The organism is Nocardia sp. CY41 (assembly GCF_009829325.1).
Lineage (GTDB): Bacteria > Actinomycetota > Actinomycetes > Mycobacteriales > Mycobacteriaceae > Nocardia.
In genome coordinates this window covers 128,125-146,035 of record NZ_VUOS01000002.1, presented here as the reverse complement: position 1 = coordinate 146,035, position 17,911 = coordinate 128,125, and the positions used below count along the sequence as shown (strand labels likewise).

18 protein-coding genes are annotated in these 17,911 nt (G+C 70.3%); 5 read left to right on the top strand and 13 right to left on the bottom strand.

Translation table 11 applies throughout. The annotated features are described in order from the left end of the window. Nucleotides 1–47 precede the first annotated feature (47 nt). Nucleotides 48–1,559, bottom strand: coding sequence for an Asp-tRNA(Asn)/Glu-tRNA(Gln) amidotransferase subunit GatA (gatA, locus tag GVY64_RS03120; RefSeq protein WP_159838527.1), 1,512 nt, complete (start codon nt 1,557–1,559; stop codon nt 48–50). Continuing rightward, entirely contained in the window at nt 1,556–1,855 is a 300-nt protein-coding gene (gatC, locus tag GVY64_RS03115) for an Asp-tRNA(Asn)/Glu-tRNA(Gln) amidotransferase subunit GatC (protein ID WP_063019684.1), read from the bottom strand. Before gatC ends, gatA begins: the two co-directional genes overlap by 4 nt. A gap of 316 nt (nt 1,856–2,171) precedes the next feature. Between gatC and GVY64_RS03110 the strand changes: the two genes are divergently transcribed. Then, the gene (locus GVY64_RS03110) at nt 2,172–2,822 is read left to right on the top strand and encodes an amino acid-binding protein (protein ID WP_159838525.1); all 651 of its coding nucleotides are present in this window, start codon (nt 2,172–2,174) and stop codon (nt 2,820–2,822) included. A gap of 208 nt (nt 2,823–3,030) precedes the next feature. Here the strand turns inward: GVY64_RS03110 and GVY64_RS03105 are convergent, their stop codons facing one another. The 3 genes from GVY64_RS03105 to GVY64_RS03095 all read right to left on the bottom strand — a co-directional run bounded on the left by GVY64_RS03105 (nt 3,031) and on the right by GVY64_RS03095 (nt 5,254). After that, nucleotides 3,031–3,564, bottom strand: coding sequence for a GNAT family N-acetyltransferase (locus GVY64_RS03105; RefSeq protein ID WP_159838523.1), 534 nt, complete (start codon nt 3,562–3,564; stop codon nt 3,031–3,033). Between the two features lie 101 nt (nt 3,565–3,665). Beyond that, on the bottom strand, nt 3,666–3,989 hold the full coding sequence (locus GVY64_RS03100) for a hypothetical protein (protein WP_159838521.1): 324 nt from the start codon (nt 3,987–3,989) through the stop codon (nt 3,666–3,668). Between the two features lie 20 nt (nt 3,990–4,009). Then, complete coding sequence (locus GVY64_RS03095) at nt 4,010–5,254, bottom strand: AAA family ATPase (protein WP_159838519.1); 1,245 nt, start codon at nt 5,252–5,254, stop codon at nt 4,010–4,012. Between the two features lie 225 nt (nt 5,255–5,479). On the opposite strand from GVY64_RS03095, the gene GVY64_RS03090 reads away from it, so the two are divergent. Continuing rightward, the gene (locus tag GVY64_RS03090; RefSeq protein WP_159838517.1) at nt 5,480–6,028 is read left to right on the top strand and encodes a Uma2 family endonuclease; all 549 of its coding nucleotides are present in this window, start codon (nt 5,480–5,482) and stop codon (nt 6,026–6,028) included. A gap of 107 nt (nt 6,029–6,135) precedes the next feature. Beyond that, nucleotides 6,136–6,492, top strand: a complete 357-nt coding sequence (locus GVY64_RS03085) for a hypothetical protein (RefSeq protein WP_159838516.1) — start codon at nt 6,136–6,138, stop codon at nt 6,490–6,492. On the opposite strand, the gene GVY64_RS03080 is transcribed toward GVY64_RS03085, so the two are convergent. The 6 genes from GVY64_RS03080 to GVY64_RS03055 form a co-directional block, all read right to left on the bottom strand. Then, nucleotides 6,479–7,525: an S-adenosylmethionine:tRNA ribosyltransferase-isomerase gene (locus GVY64_RS03080; protein WP_236566574.1), complete on the bottom strand. Its 1,047-nt coding sequence runs from the start codon at nt 7,523–7,525 to the stop codon at nt 6,479–6,481. The genes GVY64_RS03085 and GVY64_RS03080 overlap by 14 nt on opposite strands. Further along, nucleotides 7,522–8,217, bottom strand: coding sequence for an SDR family NAD(P)-dependent oxidoreductase (locus tag GVY64_RS03075; protein WP_159838514.1), 696 nt, complete (start codon nt 8,215–8,217; stop codon nt 7,522–7,524). Before GVY64_RS03075 ends, GVY64_RS03080 begins: the two co-directional genes overlap by 4 nt. 67 nt (nt 8,218–8,284) lie before the next feature. Further along, nucleotides 8,285–10,399, bottom strand: a complete 2,115-nt coding sequence (gene ligA / locus GVY64_RS03070; protein WP_159838512.1) for an NAD-dependent DNA ligase LigA — start codon at nt 10,397–10,399, stop codon at nt 8,285–8,287. Nucleotides 10,400–10,741: 342 nt separating this feature from the next. Beyond that, nucleotides 10,742–11,776 (bottom strand): methionine synthase, encoded by a 1,035-nt coding sequence (locus GVY64_RS03065; protein ID WP_159838854.1) that lies wholly within the window; start codon nt 11,774–11,776, stop codon nt 10,742–10,744. Nucleotides 11,777–11,966: 190 nt separating this feature from the next. Further along, nucleotides 11,967–13,082 carry a tRNA 2-thiouridine(34) synthase MnmA gene (gene mnmA, locus GVY64_RS03060; RefSeq protein ID WP_159838510.1) on the bottom strand — a complete coding sequence of 372 codons (1,116 nt, stop codon included), beginning with the start codon at nt 13,080–13,082 and terminating at the stop codon, nt 11,967–11,969. Next, entirely contained in the window at nt 13,082–14,311 is a 1,230-nt protein-coding gene (locus tag GVY64_RS03055) for a cysteine desulfurase family protein (protein ID WP_159838508.1), read from the bottom strand. Before GVY64_RS03055 ends, mnmA begins: the two co-directional genes overlap by 1 nt. A 250-nt stretch (nt 14,312–14,561) precedes the next feature. On the opposite strand from GVY64_RS03055, the gene GVY64_RS03050 reads away from it, so the two are divergent. Together GVY64_RS03050 and GVY64_RS03045 are read left to right on the top strand one after the other, a co-directional pair. Continuing rightward, nucleotides 14,562–14,897, top strand: a complete 336-nt coding sequence (locus tag GVY64_RS03050; protein WP_159838506.1) for a hypothetical protein — start codon at nt 14,562–14,564, stop codon at nt 14,895–14,897. Nucleotides 14,898–15,244: 347 nt separating this feature from the next. Then, entirely contained in the window at nt 15,245–15,577 is a 333-nt protein-coding gene (locus GVY64_RS03045; RefSeq protein WP_159838504.1) for a hypothetical protein, read from the top strand. 263 nt (nt 15,578–15,840) lie between these two features. Here the strand turns inward: GVY64_RS03045 and GVY64_RS03040 are convergent, their stop codons facing one another. After that, complete coding sequence (locus GVY64_RS03040; protein WP_236566573.1) at nt 15,841–16,863, bottom strand: lysophospholipid acyltransferase family protein; 1,023 nt, start codon at nt 16,861–16,863, stop codon at nt 15,841–15,843. Nucleotides 16,864–16,868: 5 nt separating this feature from the next. Next, nucleotides 16,869–17,696, bottom strand: coding sequence for a GNAT family N-acetyltransferase (locus GVY64_RS03035; RefSeq protein ID WP_159838502.1), 828 nt, complete (start codon nt 17,694–17,696; stop codon nt 16,869–16,871). Nucleotides 17,697–17,911 lie beyond the last annotated feature (215 nt).

The following is a 17,911-nucleotide window of genomic DNA, read 5'->3' as shown; positions in this document are numbered from 1 at the left end:
ATCTCGCGGAGCCGCCCGTTTTCGCGAACGAGCGGCTCCGCCGGATGTCAGGCGATGGGGCCGCGAGCGGCTTCGTAGGCCGCGCCCACCTTGTAGAGGCGGTCGTCGGCGAGAGCGGGGGCCATGATCTGGAGGCCGACGGGCATGCCGTCGTCCTTGCTCAGACCCGAGGGCACCGACATGGCCGGGTGACCCGCCAGGTTGGTCGGCAAGGTGCACAGGTCCGAGAGGTACATGGCCAGCGGATCGTCGACCTTCTCGCCTAGCTTCCACGGCGTGAACGGGCTTGTCGGCGAGACGAGCACGTCGACCTGCTCATAGGCCTTGTCGAAGTCGCGGGCGATGAGCGTGCGCACCTTCAGCGCCTGGCCGTAGTAGGCGTCGTAGTAGCCCGCCGACAGCGCGTAGGTGCCGATCATGATGCGCCGCTTGACCTCCGGGCCGAACCCGGCCGCACGCGTGGCCGCCATGACCTGTTCGGCGCTGTGCCGCCCGTCGTCGGCGACGCGCAGGCCGTAACGCATGGCGTCGAACCGCGCGAGGTTCGAAGACACCTCGGACGGCATCACCAAGTAGTAGGACGAGAGCGCGTATTCGAAGTGCGGGCAAGACACTTCGATCACCTCGGCGCCGAGGTCCTTCAGCACCGCCACGGCGGCGTCGAAGGAGGCGAGCACGCCGGGCTGGTAGCTGTCGGAGTGCAACTCCTTCACCACGCCGATCTTGACGCCGCGCAGGTCACCCTGCGCCCCGGCGCGCGCGGCGGCCACCACCGGCGGCACCGGTACGTCGCGCGAGGTGGAGTCGCGCGGGTCGTACCCCGCGATCACCTCGTGCAGCAGCGCGGTGTCGAGCACCGTCCGTCCACACGGCCCGCCCTGGTCCAGCGATGATGCGCAGGCGACCAGGCCGAAGCGCGACACCGTGCCGTAGGTCGGCTTGGTGCCGACGGTCGCGGTGACGGCCGCGGGCTGACGGATCGACCCGCCGGTGTCGGTGCCGATGGCCAGCGGCGCCTGATTCGAGGCCAGCGCCGCCGCGGAACCGCCGCCCGAGCCGCCCGGGATGCGGGTGGTGTCCCACGGGTTGCGCGTGGGGCCGTAGGCGGAGTTCTCGGTGGAGGAGCCCATGGCGAACTCGTCCATATTGGTCTTACCGAGGATCGGGATGCCCGCCGCGCGCAACCGCGCGGTGACCGTCGCGTCGTACGGCGACACCCAGCCCTCGAGGATCTTCGACGCGCAGGTGGTCGGCATGTCCGTGGTGGTGAACACGTCCTTGAGCGCCAAGGGAACTCCCGCCAGCGGCGAGGCGGGCGCGGCGCCCGAGCCGAGCGCGGCGTCCACCGCGGCCGCGGCCTCCAGCGCCTGTTCCCCCGCGACGTGCAGAAAGGCGTGGTACTCGCCGTCGACCTCGGCGATCCGGTCCAGGTGCGCCTGGGTGACCTCCACCGACGACAGCTCGCGGCCGTGGATCTTGTCGGCCAGCTCGGCCGCCGACAGCCCGGTCAGATCGCGCCCACCACCCCCCGTCGAATCGCGATGCGATGCTGCGTTCATTCGCCCTCTCCCAGGATCTGCGGCACCATGAACCGCTGTTCTTCCACCGCGGGCGCGCCGGACAGCGCCTCGCGCGGGGTCAGGCCCGGCACCACCTCGTCGGGCCGGGTCACATTGGTCGCCGGGTTCGGCGACGCCGTGGCCGGGACGTCGGCGGCGGCGACCTCGGAGATGGTCCGCACGTGGCTCAAAATCGAATCGAGCTGTCCGGCGAACTGATCCAGTTCCGCATCGGACAGCGCGAGCCGGGACAGCCGGGCGAGGTGTGCGACCTCGTCGCGGGAGATGGCGGGCACCGCGGGACCCCTTTCGGCTTCGTTATCAACAGTGCTCAACCCACACAGCCTAGCCACCGTCGACCAGGTCGCCGTGCGGCACCCGCGCTTCTGCGGCGCGGCGGCGCGAGCGTCGGCCGACACGCCCCTGGCAACCCCCACCGGCCCCCGACACGTCCGCTCGCACCAGCCCGACACGCCGCCTTCGCGCGAATTCACCGAGTGGCGTGCGTCACTGGACCGCCTTCGACTCGATAACCGGCCGTAAGGGGTGTAAGTATTGCGTCACCCGGGTATTCGTTCTCCAGCCTCGGCCGCCCTAAGAAAGGAAACGCACGTGTCGTATCTGCTCCGCGTGCAACTTCCGGATCGACCGGGAAGCCTCGGCGCTCTCGCCCTCGCACTCGGCTCCGTCGGCGCCGACATCCTCTCCCTGGATGTCGTCGAGCGCGGCGCAGGCTACGCCGTCGACGATCTGGTCGTCGAGGTGCCATCCGGCGCGCTCCCCGACACCCTCATCACCGCGGCGGAATCGATCGGCGACGTGCACGTGGACTCGATCCGCCCGTACTCCGGCGTGCTCGACACCCACCGCGAGCTCGAGCTCATCGACCAGGTGGCCGGCGCCCGCGACGACCGGATGCAGGTGCTGGTGGACGGCGTGCCGCGGGTGCTTCGGGTCGGCTGGAGCACGATCATCGACATCGGGCCGCACGGGGCCTACCGCGTGGTCGGCAGCCCGAGCGCGCCGCAGACGCAGGCGGGTTCGGCGCCGTGGATGCCGCTGGAGAAGCCCAGCGTGCTCGATCCCGAAGGGGATTGGGTGCCGGAGATCTGGCGGGACATGGACACCAAGCTGGCCGCCGCTCCGCTGGGCAACACCGGCAAGGTGCTGCTGCTCGGCAGGCCCGGCGGACCCGACTTCCGGCCCTCCGAGGTGGCCCGGCTGGGTTACCTCGCGGGGATCGTCGCTACCGTCCTCGGCTGATCCGCAGGCTGCCTGGTTCTTTCGCGCCGTCGGGCATTCGTCTCTGCGATTTCCCGTGTTGTATCCCCCTCACGGTCCCGGCACGGTGACGCCACCCCGATCGAGGCCGGGAGGATATCCAGCCCGCAAGGTCGCGGGCTCGACTCATGCGCTCGTCGCCCGGCACATCCGAGCGGTTCCGGGCAGGCAGCGCGTCTGCGAAGGAAACCTAGACCGGCTCGGCCGCAGGGTCGAGCGGTAGCCGGAGCACGTGCAGCAACTCCCCGGCGCTGGTCCGCCAGTTGCGGCTCGGCACAGGACGGAAGCCGAAGCGGTCGTAGATCCGGCGGGCGTCGACCATCGCGGGCATGGTGGTGAGTGCGACCGCAGCGCACCCTTCCGCGCGGGCGCGCTCGATCACGGCACGCACCAACGCCGTTCCCGCGCCGAGACCGCGTGCGGTCTTCGCGACGGCGAGCATGCGGAACTCCAGTTCACCCGGCAGCGCGATCTCCGCGTACGGATTCCCTGCCGGCGCGACCGTGAGTGAGCCGACGATCCGGTCCGCGTGCGTGGCGACCAAGATCCCGGCCGCGGCGGCGCGGCGGGCGGTGTCGGCCAGCTCGCCCGCGTACCAACTGCCCGCCTCCACGTAACCCTCGCCGACGTAGACCTCCACGGTCAGCTCACCGACCGCGGCGTACTCATCCGGCCGCGCCGCCCGAACGACGACACCCGCGTCCCGCACATCCATACCCGGCATGATGCCATCGGGCATAACGTGGGCTACGGCACGTCCGCGCTCCTGCGGAATAGCACACCGCGGCCGCCGCATTCCCGCGGAGTCGTGCTGCGGACGACCGGTCAGGCGGGACGGGAGATCTGCCAGCGGTCCGGCTTGCCCGCCGGATAGACGACGGTGAGCAGATCACCGGTCTGCGGCCAGGAACTGGTGTCCCAGACGAAGCGGCCGTACACGACCTTGCCCGAGACCGAGGGACCGCTCAGGTTTCCGGTGATGGTCACGTACTGCTCTCCAGGAGCGTCGGGGCGCGGGCTCACGCCGGTGACGTACAGCGTCCCCTCCTCCGGACTCGCCGGCGCGTAGCCCCGCCTGCCCCGGATGGCGAACACGATCAGCGACACCAGCACCGCGGTCAGGGTTACCAGCGCGACGAACTCCAGCATGTCCCCATGCTAGGTGCGCGTCACACCGGCGCGAGCTCGCTGGTGCCCTGCGCGGTGCGCCGGATGTGCCAGACCGACGTACGGGTGCGTTGCGAACGCCCGTTGCCCCGATCGATCAGCAGCCGGTTGTTCGTCGTGAAGATCAATTGGGCGCCCCGGACATTGGTCTCCGGATTCTGGAAGAGCTGGATCAGCCGATCGGTCTCCTCGGCGGGCAGGCACGCGCCGATGTCGTCGACGGCGAGCACCCGGCCCGCGTCCAGCGCGTCGAGCATGGCGGGCAGCACCCGCAGCAACGACAGCGTGGCGGAGGATTCGTCGCCGATCTCGAACGGAGCGTCGATGCCGTCGTGCACCAGGTTCAGGCCGACGCCGCGCCGGGCCACCATCCGCGCGTACAGGGCGTCGCGCGCGGCCTGCAGGTTGGTCAGCTCGCGCTCGAGCAGCACGGGGGTCAGGCCGGTCTCGCGCAGAACCTCGTCGGCATAGCCGGGCGATGTGGCGCACAGGTCGATCCGCTTGCCGAGGCCGGCGATATCGGCGTCCAGCTCACGCAGGTAGTCGGCGTACATCGGGTCGTGCTCGGCGACGAGCAGGTCGGTGATGCCCAGCTCGGCCGTGCGCAGCAGCATCAGCAGCCGCGCCGCGTTGTCCGCCGAGCGAGAGATGTGGCTGCCCAGCCGGTGGGCGATGGCGTCGGGTTCGGCGGGTCCCCGCTGCACTTCGAGCATGGACTCGAACCAGCGGTAGGCGGGCACGAGCGCCTCGGAGTACATCTGCCCGGCGAGGCTGAGCAGCAGTGCGTTCGGGCGCACCAGCGGAGCCAGCGCGGTGATCCCGTAACGGGCCGCCTCGAACATCGGGCCGATCTTGATCTGTTCCCCGCTGCGCTCGAACACGATTCGCTTGCGCGAGCGCGGGTGGGTGTGCAGCCATTCCGCCGTCACGTCGGCGTTGTCCAGGCGGAAGCCGTAGGTGTAGGGCACGCCCTCGGCGACGAACGCCGCCACGAATTCCGAAGGCCGCTCCGGAAATCCGAGGTGCGGCGCACGCACCGGACCCGCGTACGGATCCCACCCGGTCACCGAATGCAATACCGCGTCACGCATCTGCCCGAGCGCATCGATCAGGTTCGTCTTGCCCGCCGCGGCGCCGCCGTGCACGGCGGTCACCGGCACGGCCACCGGACCGCTCCCCTTGGTGAGCCGCAACTCCTGCTCGTCGGCCAGCGATCTGTGATTGGTCACCTGAAAACTGCGCAGCATGCCGCCATACTTCCGTCCGCGCCGCGCTGAGGCGACATCAGCCCGGTGGCGTCCGCGATCCGCGCCGGGCGCTCGCCTCGATCCGGGTACATGCGCACCGAGCTCACGCATCGGATCGCCGCGCCATCGGATATCTCCGCCTCCGGGCCCTGATCACGACCGCTACCTGGTCGAACAGGTCTGTGACCGATGGATGGACAGTCGAAGGCACGGTACGTTGAGCGCATGACCGGGGATTCCATCTCCTACCGCTGGACGCGCAGCGAGTTCCTGCGCGCGTGGGAGGCGGGCGCGTTCGACCATCGCGTCGAACTCGTCGAGGGGGAGGTATGGCCGGTGGTAATCGGGTCGTGGCACGGCCGAGCGGTGTTCCGTATCGCACGGCAACTTCCGACCAAGGGCGTCGAGGTGACCAGCGAGACGCTACCCACTGCCCAATCCCTGCCCGACCCTGATTGCTGGGTACTGCGCGCAGACGCGGATCAGGTCGATTCGCTCGGCCCGAAGATCGCGGTCTGGGACCCCTCCGACGTGCTACTGGTCATCGAAATCTCCGACGAGACGGTTATGCAAGACCTCGGCGTCAAGGCGAAACTGTATGGCCGTGCGGGGTATTCGAGGTACTGGGTCGTCACGAGAACGGTCGTCTACGAGCACACCGAACCGACGCGTACCGGGTACCGGACCCGCAAGGAGTACCGGCCCGGCGATGAGATTCCCGTCCACTATGCGGGAGTCACCATCCCCGTGGACGACCTGCTGTTCCCCGAGTAGCCCGACGACCGTCACCAGGACAGTACGTGCGATAGCGGGTTAGCATGCCTGCACGCTGCGGTTTCGCCGTGGCGTACTGCCGAAGTTGTTCGATGGGATGAGGGTTGATGATGGGATCGACGGTTCGTCGTCTGGTGGTTCGAAGCTCCGTCGTCGCCGCGCTCGCGCTTGGCTCGCTGGTCGTGGCGCCGGAAGCGGTGGCGGACGCGCCGTGCCCGGAGGGCTCCGCGCGCGTGTTTCTGGCCAACAGCACGAACACCTGCCAGGGTGGGGGAACGGTCAGCTACGACCCGCCCGGCGTGGTGTCGAAGGTGTGCTCCACGTCGACCGCCGATGTGACCGCCGAAGCGACGTTCAAGAATCGCCGCGGCAAGATCATCACCCAGAAGCTCGACCTGAGCGACGGCCGCTGCGGCCGATTCGACATCGCCGGGCAGCTGGGCGCCACGGTCACGGTGAGCTGAGCGGGCTGCCGCCGAACAGCAGGGCGCTGTCACCGAACTCGTGCCACAGATAGCCGGTGTCCACGGCAGCGGCATAGGCGGCGGCGACGGTCTGCTCCCCCGCCACCGCGACCAGAAGATCCAGGTGGGACGCGCCGGGAGCGTGCCAACCTGTGATCAGGCCGTCCACCACGCGAGCCGGTCGTTCCGCTCCGAGCACCAGGTCGGTCCACCCGTGCGCGGCGTGGGCCAGGCCGGAGGGATCGGCGGCGGTCTCCAGCGCCCGCGTCACCGTCGTGCCGACCGCGACGACGCGTCCGCCCGCGGCTTTCGTCGCGTTCACCAGCCGCGCCGTCGAGGCCGGGACGACGAATCGCTCCGGGCTCGGCGGCTCCCCTGCCTCGGATGAGGAGACGCCGGTGTGCAGTGTGATCGGCGCGAGAGCGACGCCCGCGGCGATCAGATCCAGCACCAGCCGCTCGGTGAAGGGCCGTGCCGCGCTCGGCATCTCCGCACTGCCCGGTATCCGGCCGAAGACGGTTGTGTAATACGAGGACGACCATCGCTGCGGCACATAGGAATACGTGATCGGGCGGCCGTGCGCGGCCAGCAATCGAGGCACCTCGGTGGTCACGTCGGCGCTCCACAGGCGCCGACCGCCGGGGAGCCAGGGCGCGTGCAGAGTCGCCACGGCATCCGGCAATCCCAGCACGGTTCCGGACCATAGCCGCTCGGTCGGATAGGGCGTGCGCTGCGCCGTCCGGACTTCCACCACCCAGCGACCGTCGTCCAGCCGAGTCGAGAAGTGCAGCACGACCGGCTCGCCGTGCAGCGTGGCGTCGACCGCAGACGACATGGTCGCCGAGTTGTTCACCACCAGGAGATCACCGGGGCGCAGCCGGTCCGGCAACTCGCGGAACAAGGAGTGGGTCAGGTCCGGATCGGCGACCAGCAGGCGGACGTCGTCGCGCGCGATGCCCCGTGCCTCGGGTGGGGCGGCGGCATCTCGTTCCGGGGACAGGTCGAAGAACGGCAGGGTGGTGCGCACCGTCACGACGCCCGCCCGGCGACGAAATCCGCTGCGGCGTAACGCCCGCTCCTGGGTTTCTCGGCGAGTAGCCGCAGCAGCGCGGGCACCACCGTCTCCGGCGCGGGCCGATCGGAGATGTCGGCGCCGGGAAACGCCGCCTGGTGCATCTCGGTGCGCATGTCGCCGGGATCGAAAGCGTAGATCGACAGGTCCGGATGCTCCGCGGCGAGGATCGCCGTGAGCTGGTCGAGCGCCGCTTTGGACGATCCGTATCCGCCCCATTCGGCATACGGCTCCGACGCGGCGTCGGAACTGATGTTCACCACGACGCCGCCGGAGCGCAGCAGCGGCAGCGTGAACTGCACAACCGCCAGTGGCGCTACGACATTGGTGCGCAGTACGCGCTCCAATTCGTCCAGCGGATAGTCGGCGAGGCGAGGCAGCGGACTCGGCCCGAGGCGGCTGGCGTTGTTCACCACGAGATCGAGTTCGCCCGCCTCGCGCGCGACCTCCGCAAGCCGCGCACGATCCCCCGGATCGGTGACGTCACCCGGGACCGGGACGAACGCGGAGCCCGATGCGGCGGCCACGCGCGTCAACCGGTCGGCGCGACGCGCGGTCCCCAGTACCCGCCACCCCTGTTCGATCAGCGCCCGCGCGAGCGCCGCGCCCAATCCGGCCGACGCTCCGGTGATCAGTGCGGTAGGACCAGACATGATGACCTCCTGGTAGTCGCCTACCAGACGATCCTCATACCTCAACGCATCTTCAGGTCAAGGCCGCTCACTCCTCGGCGTCGGCGTCCTCCGCGGCCGTCTCCGGCGCGACCGCATCGGGGCCGCCCGCCAGCAGTCGCTGGAAACCCTCCTCGTCCAGGATCGGCACGCCGAGTTCCTCCGCCTTCGCGGCCTTGGAGCCGGGCGCGTCACCGACCACCACGAACGCGGTCTTCTTCGAGACCGAACTCGCGGCCTTCCCGCCGCGCCTCAGGATCGCCTCCTTGGCGCCGTCGCGGGTGAAGCCCTGCAGCGACCCGGTCACCACGATGGACAAGCCTTCCAAGTTGCGCTCGATGGACTCGTCGCGTTCGTCCTCCATCCGCACGCCCGCGGCCCGCCACTTCGCCACCACGGCGCGATGCCAGTCCACGGTGAACCACTCCGCCACGGCGGCCGCGATGGTCGGGCCGACGCCGTCGGCGGCGGCCAATTCCTCTCCCGACGCCGCCTCGATGCGGTCCAAGCTGCCGAATTCGGCGGCGAGCGCGCGCGCCGCGGTGGGGCCGACGTGCCGGATGGACAGGCCGACCAGCACACGCCACAGCGGCCGGTCCCTGGCCACGGCCAGGTTCTCCAGCAGCCGCTTGCCGTTGGCGGAGAGGCTGCCGTTCTTGTTGGCATAGAGCGAGGTGGTGAGCAGCGTTGCCTCGTCCAGGTCGAACAGGTCGCCCTCGTCGGTGATAGCGCCGGACTTCAGCAGATCGATCGCGCCTTCATAACCGAGGGCCTCGATGTCGAAGGCACCGCGCCCGGCCACGTGGTAGACGCGCTCGCGCAACTGAGCGGGGCAGAACTGCTGGTTCGGGCAGCGGATGTCGGCGTCGCCCTCCTTCTCCGGGCGCAGTTCGGTGCCGCACTCGGGGCAGTGCGTCGGCATGACGAATTCCCGCGCGTCTTCGGGACGCGCGTCCACCACGGGCCCCAGCACCTCGGGAATCACGTCGCCCGCCTTGCGGATGGTGACCGTGTCACCGATCAGCACGCCCTTGCGCTTGACCTCGGCGGCGTTGTGCAGGGTGGCCATCGCGACCGTGGAGCCCGCGACGGACACCGGCTCCATCACCGCGAACGGCGTCACCCGGCCGGTGCGGCCGACGTTCACCTGGATGTTCAGCAGCTTGGTCGTCGCCTCCTCGGGCGGGTACTTGTAGGCGATCGCCCAGCGCGGCGCGCGCGAGGTGGAACCGAGGCGACGTTGCAGCGCGGTCTCGTCGACCTTGATGACCTGGCCGTCGATCTCGTGCTCGATGTCGTGCCGGTGCTCGCCCCAGTAGGCGACCCGCTCGATCACCGCGTCGATGCCCTGCACCCGCCTGGTGTGCTCGGACACCGGCAGACCCCACGCGGCGAGCGCGCGGTACGCCTCGTACTGCGAGGTCGGCGTGTAGCCCTCGATGCGGCCGAAGCCGTGGCAGATCATGCGCAACCTGCGTCGCGCGGTGACCGACGGATCCTTCTGACGCAGCGAACCGGCCGCCGTGTTGCGCGGATTGGCATAGGGCGGCTTGCCCTCGGCCACGATGGCGGCGTTGAGTGTCTCGAAGTCCTCCAGCCGGAAGTACACCTCGCCGCGGACCTCGAGCAGCTGCGGGATGGGGAACTCGTCGCTGGGGGTCAGCTCGCCGGGGATGTCGTCGATGGTGCGCGCGTTGAGCGTCACGTCCTCGCCGGTGCGTCCGTCGCCTCGGGTGGCGCCGCGCGCGAGCCGCCCGTTCTGGTAGACGAGGTTCAACGCGACGCCGTCGATCTTCACCTCGCACAGGTAGTGCAGGTCCGGCCCGGTCTCCGCCTCCACTCGGGCGGCCCAGGCGCGTAACTCGTCGATGTCGAACACGTTGTCCAGCGACAACATCCGCTCGAGGTGGTCGACAGCGGTGAAATCGGTCGCGAAACCGCCACCGACGAGCTGGGTCGGCGAATCCGGCGTACGCAGGTCCGGATGTTCGTCCTCCATGGCCTGCAATCGCCGCAACAGCGCGTCGAACTCGCCGTCGGAGATGATCGGCGCGTCCCGGACGTAGTAGCGGAACTGGTGCTCGCGCACCTCGTCCGCGAGTCGCTGCCACTCCACCCGCTGCTCTGCCGTCGCCGGGGCCGCCGCGCTGTCGCTGTCACTCACCCATCGCACATTAGCGGAGGCCACCGACAGCGCCTCGCCATGTTCGCGCACGTCGCCGCACCCGCGGACATGGATTCCGGCCGGTCCGTTTCCTGGTCGGAGGGGGCACCCGCGGGCGTCATCCCGGCGAGCAGACCTGACCCGACGGTCCGGACACAAAAATGACGAAACAGAACCCACTCATGATGGCCAGGATTCCGACGCCGCTCGACGTGAGTCGAAACCGGCTGATCCGATGGCGATGAGCCCACAGATCGGCGAGCACAGCGAATCCGACGACCAGCATGGTGCCGGCGCCCGCGATCTGAAAGCCCTGCGCCGCCCTGAACGCCGCATCGCGTGTCAGGAGAACGAAAGCTCCTCCGGCTCTTCGGCATACGCGCGCGCGACGTCCACGGCCAGCCGCAGCGCACGCCGGCTCCACTCCAGCGGCACGCCCGCCAGACCACATGCCGGGCTGACCGCCACCCGTTGCGCCAGCGTGCGGCGGCCGAAGCCGAGCCGGTCGATCAGCCGGACGCCGGGCTCGGCGATGTCGCGCCAGGTCACAGGCGTCGCGGGCGGCTCGGTCGGGACAACACCGAGCACCAGCTGCTTGCCCGCTTCCAGGGTCTCGCCGACCTCGTCGAGCTGCCTGGTGCCGATCCTGCTCAGGTCGAATCCGATCGCATCGGCGACGCTGCGGCGCAGCAGGCCGAGCGCGGGCGGCTCGGCGCAGCTGTGCACCAGCACCGGCGCGGACTGGGCGGCGAGCACCGTGTCCAGTACGGCCAGCGCTTCCGGCTCGGGGAGGGCGCGCACGGTGTTCAGCACGCTCACCCCGCGCAGTGAACCGTCCAGCACCGCGGACAGCGACGGTTCGTCCAACTGCAGGACGACCTGCGCGCCGAGCCGCTTACGCACCTCCGCCACGTGCTGCGCCAGCCCCTCGGCCAGGGATTCCGCGAGGTCGCGCACCGCGCCGGGATCGGTGAGCACCCGATGGCCCCCGGGCAGCTCGACCTGCGCGGCCAACGTCAGCGGGCCCGCCGACTGCACCTTCACCGGACGGTTGCGACCGGATAGACCGGCGTTCTCCCACGCTTCCTCGAGCGCGTCCAGATCGGATCGCAGCAGGTCGTGCGCCCGGCGCGAGACCGCGCCCGGACGGGGCGCGAGCCGGTAGCCCCTGGGTGTGGTGTCGAAGCGCAGGTCGACCAGCAGCGCGGAAGCCCGGCCGATCAGGTCCGCGCCCGCACCGCGAGCGGGCAATTCCACCAGGTGCGGCAGCTCGCCGAGTTCACCGACGATGGTCGCGGCGGCCTCGCGCGGGTCGGTGCCCGGCCAGGAGCCGACGCCGGTGGCGATCCCTCCCGGCACGCGCACCGCCTCGGTCACCGTGTCCGTCCCACCCTCTCGAGCCGCGTCGTCCGCGCCGGTCTCGTACACCGCTGCCGTACCTCCGTCCGTTCGATTCCGCCATTACGGATCCGTCGTCCTCGACGGCTACACAAGGTCTTTCGGTCCGCACGCCGCACCGGGGTGCGAGGAGTAGGACGGCACCTGGATGGCCGCGCCGCGCGCCGGATCACCGCGCCGACTCGGCCCCCGCTTCACTCGCGACGGGCTCGCGCAGGGTCCCGGAGATGGTCCCGCTGCCGATCACCTCGTCGCCTTCGGGATCCGGCCGGTAGAGCACCACGGCCTGGCCGCGCGCCACGCCGGTCAGCGGCTCACGCAGCCGCACGACCAGTCCGTCGCCCGCCGCCTCGGCCACCGCGGGCGCGGTGCCGCCGTGCGCGCGCACCTGCGCCACGCACTCGATCGGTCCGCTCGGCGCGGACCCCGACGTCCAGATCGCGCGCTCCGCCTCGACCGTCCAGACCCGCAGGTCATCGGCCGAACCGACGTGGACCGTGCCGGAATCGGGGTCGATCCCGGTGACGTATCGCGGCTTGCCGTCGGCGGCGGGACCCGGCAACCCCAATCCCTTGCGCTGACCGATGGTGAACCCGTGCACGCCCTCGTGCCGCGCGAGCACCTGACCGTCGGCGTCGACGACCGCGCCGGGCCGGATACCGATCTTCGCGCCGAGGAAGGCGCGAGTGTCGCCGGAGGGGATGAAGCAGATGTCGTGGCTGTCCGGCTTGGTCGCGACTGCGAGGCCGCGCTCGGCCGCCTCGGCGCGGATCTGCGGCTTGGGGGTGTCGCCCACCGGGAACATCGCGCGCGAAAGCTGCTGCGCGGTCAGCACCGCCAGCACGTAGGACTGGTCCTTGTCGGCGTCGACGGCGCGGCGCAGCACGCCGTCCTCGAGCCGCGCGTAGTGTCCGGTGACCACGGCGTCGAAGCCGAGCGCCACCGCGCGGTCGGCCAGCGCGGAGAACTTGATCTTCTCGTTGCAGCGCAGGCACGGATTCGGCGTCTCGCCCGCCGCGTAGGCGGCGACGAAGTCGTCGATGACGTCTTCCTTGAAGCGGTCGGCGAAATCCCAGACATAGAAGGGAATGCCGAGCACGTCGGCGGCGCGCCGGGCGTCACCGGCGTCCTCCTTCGAGCAGCAGCCGCGCGACCCGGTGCGCAGCGTGCCCGGTGTCGCCGACAGCGCCAGATGCACGCCGACCACCTCGTGACCGGCGTCGACGGCACGCGCCGCCGCCACGGCCGAATCCACACCACCGCTCATCGCGGCGAGTACCCGCATCAGACACCTCCTCTCGCACCGGCCAGGCCCGCGGCCTTGGCCCGCTCCACCACCTGGGGCAATACTTCCAGCAGCGCGTCCACGTCGGCCCGCGTCGAGGTGTGGCCCAACGAGAAGCGCAGCGATCCGCGCGCCTGCCGCGGCTCCACGCCCATGGCGATCAATACGTGACTGGGCGTCGCTACGCCCGCGGTGCACGCCGAACCCGTCGAGCATTCGATCCCCGCCGCGTCCAGCAGCATCAGCAGCGAATCCCCCTCGCACCCGGGGAAGGTGACGTGCACGTTGCCGGGCAGACGCCGCTCGCCGAGCGGGCCGTTGAGCACCGCGTCGGGCGCCACCGCGCGGATCCCGGCGATCAACGCCTCGCGCAACGCGACCAGGTCGACGGTCCGGTCGGGAAGTTCGTTCGCCGTCTGGCGCAGCGCCGCGGCCAGGCCGAGGGCGGCCGCCGTGTCGGAGGTGCCGGACCGCAGGTCGCGCTCGTGGCCGCCGCCGTGCAGCAGCGGCACGCACGGCACCTGCCTGCCGAGCAGCAGCACTCCGACACCGTGCGGGCCGCCGACCTTGTGCCCGGCGAAACTGGCCGCGGACAACCCGCTCGCGCCGAAGTGAATGGGGAGCTGCGCCGCCGCCTGGACCGCATCGCTGTGCATGGGAACACCGAATTCGGCTGCCACGGCCGCCAATTCGGCGATCGGCTGGATGGCGCCCACCTCGTTGTTCGCCCACATCACGGTGACCAGCGCGACATCGTCGGGCCGGTCGGCCAGCGCGGCGCGCAGCACGCCGGCGGAGACCACGCCCTCTGCGTCCACCGGCAGCCAGGTGACCTGCGCGCCCTCGTGCCGCTCCAGCCACTCCACCGCGTCGATCACGGCGTGATGCTCGATCGAACTGGCGATGATCCGGTTCCGGCGCGGATCGGCGTCGCGGCGCGCCCAGAAGATGCCCTTGACCGCCAGGTTGTCGCTCTCGGTGCCGCCGGAGGTGAAGACGACCTCCGAGGGCCGGGCGCCGAGGTCGGCGGCGATCGACTCGCGCGCTTCCTCCAGTCGCCGCCGGGCGGCGCGCCCCGATCCGTGCAGGGACGACGCGTTGCCCGTGGTGCGCAGGGCAGCCGTCATCGCCTCGATGGCCGCGGGCAGCATCGGTGTGGTGGCCGCGTGATCGAGGTAGACCGTCTGGGGCGCAGCACCGTTGACCGGACCCGAAAAAGCCGACTTCATGACCAGTTAAGGATAGCCGTCACCGTCTGGCGGTTATTCCCCCCTGCTCACGCGCCCGCAGGGGGTGCGTTTCCGGGCCGAATGCACCAGCAGGCGACCGAATCTCAGGGTAATCACCTATTGAATGTACCGCTGAACAGCGGTACGTTATTCAGCGTATTGATCGCTGTCCCGCTCGCTCCCGAACGGGTTCCCGGCCGGAGCGCCGAGCGATCGACTACCGGACGAATCGATCAGTGAGGAAGTTCCGATGGACCCACGCACCCATGGACGAACGCGACGTGTCCTGGCACGCGCCGCCGCGGCGTCCGTACTCGCCCTGATGCCGGTCGCCGCCGTCGCGGTGCCCGCGCTCGCCGACCCGATCGTGCTCGAGACCCCCGACCAGGTCGACGCGGCGCACGGCCGCCCCGGCCACGGCCACGGCGGTCACCGTCACGACGGATGGAACAACGGGCGGCACCGCGACTGGGACCGGGGTCGCCACGACGACTGGTTCCGCGGTCGTGACCGCCACGACGACTGGGACCACGGCAGGCCGGGTTGGCACCACGGGTTCCGGCCGCCCACGGGCAGCGGTTTCTGAGTTTCCAGTTTTCCGGGGCGGGCCGACATCGACCCGCCCCGGAATCGTCTGCGGCCCTTCTCCCCTCGACGCCGGCGCTCCCGATCAGGGGGTCGAAAACCCAGCAGAGCGTACGTCGGGGTAGTGCCGGTTCGGTGCGCTACTCCCACGGCTGCTACTCCGTCGGTGACGATCGAACCTGGCGAGACCCGGCGACGGATTTCAGGGTTTCCACCTATTAAATGAATCGTCGAATAGCGGTACGTTACGGACGAATTCATCGCTGCTCGTCCGTTCCCCCGCGGGGCCGAGGCCGGCCGGTGTGCCGAGCGGTCGACTACCGGACGAATTTATGAGAGGAAGTTCCGATGGACCCACGCCCGCAGGGACGTACGCGACGTGTGCTGGCACGCGCCGCGGCCGCGTCCGTTCTCGCTGTGATGCCGGTCGCGGCCGTCGCGGTGCCCGCGCTCGCCGACCCGATCGTGCTCGAGCCCGCCGATGTCCACGACCACGCCCGTTTCCATGACCACGCCCGTTTCCACGACCACGCTCGTTTCCACGACCACACCCATCACCACACCTGGGATCCCGACTGCGACGACGACTGGTTCCGCGGTCGTGACCGCCACGACGACTGGGATCACAGCAGGCCCGGCTCGCACCCCGGGTTCCGGCCGCCCACGGGCAGCGGTTTTTGAGTTTCCCTTCGGGGCGGGTCGGCATCGGCCCGCCCCGAAATCGTGTGCAGCGCTGCGAGGCCACTCGACGCCGGTGCTCACGATCACGGCGTAATACAGCGAGTCGCCCGGAACATACGTCCCGCGGACTGAAAGCGCGGTGCGTCCACGGTTTCCGACGACCGGTCCAGCCCTGACGACAGCCACGGGCGAACTCTGACGAAGCCGGGATCGGGCTATCGCGCAGTGTGCCGCGCCACGAACCCCGGCTGTGCGTTCAGCGCCTACTGCGCGGCTGCGGTGCGGCGACCGCGCAGCACCGGGCGGCGGCGTGGCCTGCGCACTTCCGGGGCGTCGGCGGCGACCGACGGGTCCTGCACGCGGGTGTGCCCCGCCTCGATCCACTCCGTCGCTTCCGCCGCACCACGGTGCGACGACGCGGTACCCCGGATGGCCGCCTCACAGCGGCGAGCCAGCTCGCGCCGGTCGTCGCCGGGCTGCTGCACCGGCTCCAGCACCACTTCGGCGACCATGCCGCGCGACCGCAGGACCCGGCGCGCGGAGGAGGCGAAGGTGTCGACGCCGACGAAACCGGGCACCGTGCACGGCACACCGTGCCGGTCCAGGTACCGCAACCGCACCGGCTGTACCGGAGTGCCGGTGTCCACCGCAGCTTGGAACAACGCGGGCCGCATGGTGCCGTAAGCCCGGCCACACCAGGTCGTGCCTTCGGGGAAGACGCCGATCCGGTCGCCCGCGGCCAGCCGCGCTCCGACCGCGGCCACCACGCCGGGCAGCTGCCGCAGACTTTCCCGCTCGATCGGAATCACCCGCATCAGCCTGGCGAGTTTGCCGATCAGCGGCCAGTCCACCATGTCCGCACGCGCCACGAAGCCGAGCGGCTGCACCGAGGCCAGCGCGACGATGTCGGTCCAGCCGATGTGCCCGGTCACGACCAGTGCGCCGCCGACCCCGGTTCCGAAACCGGCGGGTACGAACGCGGCGTCGCCCTCATCGACGACACCGCGCTCGTCCACGGCCCCCCGGTTGTCGACAATGCGCAACCGCATGCCCAGGCAGCCGAGCAGCAAATGCGCATAGCCGCACTGCAACGAGGCCCGCCGGCCACGCGGTGCCACCGCGTTCGCGACCGGGAAACTGAGCAGCAATCCGGCGACCCCGGCCAGGCGGGCGACCACCCGCGCCGACCCGATCTCATCGATCGAATCCAGGCAGCCGGGGCCACAGGGGCTCGACGGCATCCATGCGTGCGCGGTGGACGTGGCGGGTGGCGCGTCGAAGACCACGGTTCTCACCGTCCCCCGTCGAACGACGCGGCGGCGTCCTGTAGCCGGTTGAGATAGCGGGTGTTGATCGTGTTCAGTCCGAGCAACACGACGAAGTCGGCGACCGCGAATGCGGGATCATGGGCGGGCTCGCCGCAGATCTCCGCGCCCAGCCGCAGGTAACCGCGCACGAGCGGGGGCAGCTTCGGCCGCGACGGCGGCGTCAGTTCGTCCAGGGACTTTCCGTCGACGATCACCGGGTTGTACGGGTGGACCCGGCGCTCCGGGTCGGAGGCGTGCCGGCCGAGCAGCATGTCGCGCACGCCGCGCACGTTCACCCCGGGCGCGTCGGCCGGGGTGTCCTGCATCGGCACCGACACGCAGCCCATGACCCACTCGTAACCGGTGAGCTGGATGTAATGCAGGATGCCCGCCCACATGAGGGTGAGTACCGAGCCGTTGCGGTGATCGGGGACCACGCAGGCGCGGCCCATCTCCACGATCCGCATGCCCTCCGGATCCAGCTGGGCCAGATCGAATTCCGTCGCCGTGTAGTACCCGCCCGCCGCGGCGACCTTGTCCGGCGGCAGCATTCGATAGCAGCCGACGAACTCGCCGGTGGCGTCGTCGCGCACGAGCATGTGGTCGCAGTGCTCGTCGAAACGGTCGGCGTCCAAACCCGTGCCGTCGTCCGGGATCCGGAAGCCCGGCTCGTTGGCGAACACGTTGTAACGCAGGCGCTGCGCGGCGACGCGGTGGTCGAGATCGGAGGAAACCACCAGCGAGTAGCGCGACCGTCCCTCCCCGGAGTCCGTCGGTCGAGCCGGGGCTGTCAGCACGGACGAAATAGTCATAGCCATGATGAAGCCAGCTCGACAATGCGCCGCAGCAACCTCGAAGTGTCGCGACGATGCCGGTTGGGTGAACGAGACGGCTGTCACACCGAGCGTTCACCGAACGGTTCCACCGCGTTCGCCCCTCGGCATCGCGACCGCTTCCCCCAAGCGTTTTCCGGCCGCTGCTCGACGGATCGCGCCACTCCCGGCTCGGAGCAGCGCGATTCCTCAGG